Here is a 3,772-nt window from a genome sequence, read left to right on the forward strand (position 1 = left end):
GGTGTGGGGGCGGCGGTCGGCCGGGGGCGGCCGGGGCGGTCCGGTTCGCGGTGGAGTGCGGGTGTGCGTACGTACGTACGCGTATACGGGGACAGCGGTCATGGCCACTGTTCCCGTATGCGCGTACGTACGTTGGTCGATGGGTTCGGTTCTGGTGCCTTGGAGGCTGTGTGCCTTGGGGGCTGTGCCGCCGTCAGAACCTGTTACCGCCGGTTCCGCCGGCCGCTCCCGCGCCCGGTCCCGCACCCGAGCCCACGCCCGGACCGGTCTCGGCTCCCGCCCCGGCTCCGCCGCCTCTTGCGCCCGACCCCGCTCCGGACCAGAATCCGCCGCGGTCCGTGGCCAGTGCCCAGATGACCCACGCGGCCAGCGCGATACCGATCACCGCCCAGACGGGCTGGTACGGCAGGTACATGAACTGCGAGACGAGGAGCAGCGCGGCGACCGCGATACCGGCGTACCGCGCCGGCCGGATGCGCATCAGAATCGCCAGGCCCACCAGGGCGACCAGGATCCCGAGGGCCACATGCAGCCACCCCCAGGAGCTGAGGTTGAAGTCGTAGGCGTAGCCGGTGACGCGGTTGAGGATCCGGTCCTTTCTGATGGCCGCTACGCCCTGAAGTATGGCTGTCGCCCCCATGATCACCATGAGCACGCCGGCGAAGAAACTGCCTCCGCCGGCCCAGGCGGCCTTTCTCTCCGTATGGGCTCCGGTGCCCGCTCCGTATCCGGTGCCGGGGGTGGTGCCCATGCCCATTCCAGTGCCTGCGCCTGTGCCCATGCCCGTGGTGGGGGGCCTCTGTGTCGTGTTCTGGCTCATAACCCCATCGTGCGCCAAATGGTGCAAAAGGGACATCTGGCCGAGGGTTATCGGTATAAAGATTCAGTAAAGTCCGGTGAGGGGCGTGGCGCGGGGCAGGGAGCGTGCCGGTGCCGCCCCGTCAGCCAGGCGACCGCGGCCAGACCGAGCCCGGCGCCCAGGACCCACCAGGCAGTCGTAAGGAGCGAAGCGGTCAGCGCGTCATAGATGGCGGCGGCGGCCGAGCGGTCCCCGTTGTCGGGCAGATTCCCCAGACTGGTCGCGCGCGCCACCGCCACGGCGACCGCCAGCGCCACCGCGCCCGCCGCGAACGCCAGGCCGGTCTCGATCAGCGCGCGCCGCCGCCGTACCGCGATCAGCAGCGCCGCCACCGCCAGCACGCCCGTCGCGAAGGCGGGCCGTACGCCTGCGGCCTTGAGGCCCCGCGCAACATCCCGCCAGACCCCGAGCCCGTCGGCCTTCAGCACGGTGATCTCGCTGTGCCGTACGGGAATCCGGTCCGCGTACGGCACCCGGTCGGCCATCAACTGCCGTTTCACCTGCTGGGTGACCGGCGCCAGATCGATGGTGACGGCATCACCGCCACCACTGGCCAGGACCTGTTGCGCGGTGGTGTGCGCGGCGCGGGCCGCCGTCGCCCAGGCGTTCTTGAAGGCCTCGGTGGTGGCGAAGGACAGCACGGCCTCGTGCAGCAGTTCGCGCGCCCCCGACTGGAGCGGGCCCACATCGATCTGCGTCATGACCTGGTCGGTCACCCGGTCCGCTACGGCTCCCTGTACGGCCGGGTCGGAGGCGAGCGGCGCGATCGTCGAGACGAAGCGGCCCGTGTCGCCGATCTCCAGATCGGCCCAGGCCGCGATCGCGCTCAGCGGGGTGAGCACCGTGAGCAGGACGATCAGCGCCGTGGAGAGATAGCTCCGCACCCCTCAAGGGAACGTGGGGCGCGCGGCATGCGCGAGCGGTGCGCCGCCGACCCGGTGAGCGCGGGTGGCGCCGGAGTGAGCGCGGTGGTGAGTACAGGTGAGTGCGTGCGTGAGTATGTGGGTGCGCGCGGTGGTGTACGCGGGGTGCGCGCCGGAGTGAGCGGCCGGACCGAGCTGCCGAGGTGAGCCGCCGGACTGAGCTGCGGGGTTGCCGCGTACGACGGGCGGGTGTGCGCTGGAAAGACACGGCAAGGGCTCAAGGGCTCGCACGGGCGAGGAAAGGAGCGCGCTGCCATGGCCACCCAGGCGCCGACGCGGCAACCGGCCCGGCACCCCCTCTCCCCACAGGGGCTGCTGGAACTGCTGGAACGGCATCACATCCCCCCGCACATCGTGGCGGTACCCCTTCTGCTGGGCATCCTCTACGGCGTGTACGCCTCGTACATCGCGCGCGGCGGCGGACCGGCCAGCTTCGGGCAGCTCGCCCTCGCCCTGATCTCCGGGGCGCTCTTCGCGCTGCTCCTCTTCGCGCTCCTCCGGTGGCAGCACCGCCTGATGCCGGAGCTGCGGGCCGCGGCCTGGGGCGTGCTGGTCGGCGGTTCCATGGGCTTCATGTACAGCCTGACCGACCACAGCGTGCTGCTGTCTTCGGGGATCGGTCTGTCGTTCGCCGTGGGCACGGTCATCGTGACCTTCTACGCCTTCTACACGCACGCGCCCTGAGGCGCGGGGCCGCCGCCGTGCGGGCCGCCGCCGTGCGGGGCGCCGGGAGCCGACGGCTGCTCCGGCCACTCCGCCAGGGCCGCCTCCATGCCCAGCCTCTCCCCTCGTACGAAAGCCTCGTCGTACGCCCGTACGCCCCGGGCATCCCGTACCGCCGCCGCGATCCGGTCCACGTCGCCGCGCTCGGCGGGCGGCAGCGGGGCGCCCGCGTCGCGCCGGGCCGCGCTCGCCGCGCCCAGCAGCAGGGCGGCGCGGGCGGGACGGCCCGCCAGCGACTCCGCACCCGCCAGCCCCTCCACGGCGAGCGCCACCGCGCGCGGGTCGCCGACGGCGCGGGCGACGGCGAGACCGTCGAGGTGCAGGGCGCGCGCCCGCGCGGGGTCGCCGCGCTGCTCGGCGACGAAGCCCAGCTCGGCGAGGACGAGCGAATTGCCGGCCTCGCTCGACACCTCCGCGTACCAGTCGCGGATACGGAGCAGATACCGCTCCGCCGTGGCCAGGTCGCCGGAGCGGCGCGCGCCCAGGGCGAGGCCGAGTTCGGCGTGGATCTCACCGAACCGGTACCCCTGCTCGGCGGCGCGCCGACGGGCGCGTTCGTGCAGGTCCCGGGCGCGGTCCGGGCCGCCGGTGAGCAGGGCCAGCCGGCCGAGGCCGGAGAGCCGGGCGGCGATCTCGGCGCCGAGGCCCAGCTCCTCGGCGATCCGCAGACCTTCGTGGTGGATCCGGGCGGCCCGCTCGTACTCCCCGTTGAACTCGGCGAGCGAGGCGAGCGGTGCGACGGACTGCAACTGGCCCCAGCGGTCGCCCAGTTCCCGGAAGAGCGCGGCACTGTGCTCGCCGTCGCGGCGCAGCGCGGCCAGATCGCCGCGGATCACGGCGTGCTGGGCGCGCCGGCCGAGCGAGGCGGCGATGCCCCAGCGGTCCCCGATGGCGCGGAAGCCGGCGAGCGCGCGGGCGGTCAGCTCCTCGGCGGCAGCGAGATCACCGGCGTTGAACAGGCCGTACGCGAGCAGCCACTGGGCGCGGGCGCGACGGGCGGGGGAGACGACGGCGTCGTACGAGTCCCGGGCGGGGAGACGCGACGCGGGCAGGCTCGCGGGCTCGCCGGAGAGGAGCGCGAAGGCGGTACGGAGGGCGCGCGCCTCGGCGAGTGCGCCGGCTTGGGTGGGGGTGCCGGCTTGGGCGAGTGCGCCGGTTTCGGCGAGGGGGCCGGCTTTGTGTGCGTCGGCTTCGAGCGCGTCGGTTTCGGCGAGGGCGGCGGCTTCGAGTGCGCCGGCTTCGGTGAGTGCGTCGGCTTCGGTGGGGG

3 protein-coding genes and 1 pseudogene are annotated in these 3,772 nt (G+C 73.5%); 1 reads left to right on the top strand and 3 read right to left on the bottom strand.

What is annotated here, in order from left to right; translation table 11 throughout:
• Positions 1–193: 193 nt before the first annotated feature.
• The gene (locus WH07_RS38205; protein WP_063775845.1) at positions 194–751 is read right to left on the bottom strand and encodes a DUF7144 family membrane protein; all 558 of its coding nucleotides are present in this window, start codon (positions 749–751) and stop codon (positions 194–196) included.
• Between the two features lie 116 nt (positions 752–867).
• A complete protein-coding gene (locus WH07_RS28990; RefSeq protein WP_046506273.1) occupies positions 868–1,743 on the bottom strand; it encodes a hypothetical protein in 876 nt (291 codons plus the stop codon).
• 294 nt (positions 1,744–2,037) lie between these two features.
• Between WH07_RS28990 and WH07_RS28995 the strand changes: the two genes are divergently transcribed.
• A complete protein-coding gene (locus WH07_RS28995; RefSeq protein WP_106409704.1) occupies positions 2,038–2,466 on the top strand; it encodes a hypothetical protein in 429 nt (142 codons plus the stop codon).
• Here WH07_RS28995 and WH07_RS29000 read toward each other — a convergent pair.
• Positions 2,448–3,772, bottom strand: a pseudogene (locus tag WH07_RS29000) (AfsR/SARP family transcriptional regulator); the annotation flags it as partial. The gene WH07_RS28995 and the pseudogene WH07_RS29000 overlap by 19 nt on opposite strands.

The organism is Streptomyces odonnellii (assembly GCF_000981895.1).
GTDB classification, from domain to species: domain Bacteria; phylum Actinomycetota; class Actinomycetes; order Streptomycetales; family Streptomycetaceae; genus Streptomyces; species Streptomyces odonnellii.